1 pseudogene is annotated in these 763 nt (G+C 54.8%); it reads right to left on the reverse strand.

Annotated features, from left to right (window positions below):
- Window positions 1–303 precede the first annotated feature (303 nt).
- Window positions 304–477 (reverse strand): annotated as a pseudogene (locus HWY30_RS40820) (IS6 family transposase); the annotation flags it as partial.
- Window positions 478–763 lie beyond the last annotated feature (286 nt).

Consider the following 763-nt stretch of genomic DNA (forward strand, 5'->3'; position numbering starts at 1 on the left):
CGCGATTAGCGTCGCTTACTCGAAGCACTTCAGCCCCGAACTCGAACAACGAGACGTGATTGAAGCCATTCTCGGCGCAGCGAGTCGGATCACGCGCAATTGCGGGTTCCATTCTGCCTGAGTCGAGATTGCTCTCGAACTCGCCAGCACATTTTGGCGCGTGGCTGCGACTTCGCGAAACGAATTCTTGCGGAAGGTATAATGTCAAGCAATACGATCAAGAAGACAGGCAGCACGGCACCGGTCCGGGTTTTGTCGCAATAACGAGGTGAGGCCAAGCAGAGGCTATATCTTGAGTACTGCTTATGCCGCCAACTCGTAGAACTGCTTGGCTGCAGACCGCGCGGTGCTGTGGCGGCACATCATCTGCCCTTTTTTAATCATGTGCATGACTTCGATGCCACCCAGTAAGATGCGGGCGCAACGAAAACTCTTAAATCCCAGCATGGGACGAATGCGGCGCTTGATAGCCCGATGGACCTTGGGTAGCCGTACCGCATTGCTGCGGCACGCCCCCCCTAAGAACCGTACGTGCGCCTTTAGGAGTATACGGCGCAAGCCTCTACAAAGGCATCTGTCGACACCCGGTGGCACAACTTCTACTCAGGCGTATTGCGGATTTCTACGGCAATTGAGATGGTGCACTTGAAGGTTGCTTGCTGCATCCGACCAGCTTTGTTCGGAAGGGGCCAGCGTTCCGTGGGATGGACGCAACTATCCATTTCTGAAAGAAACGGGTCTGCCAAACGAATTCCAGAGGTGT

The sequence above is a fragment of the Paraburkholderia tuberum STM678 genome (assembly GCF_902833905.1).
GTDB lineage: Bacteria > Pseudomonadota > Gammaproteobacteria > Burkholderiales > Burkholderiaceae > Paraburkholderia > Paraburkholderia tuberum.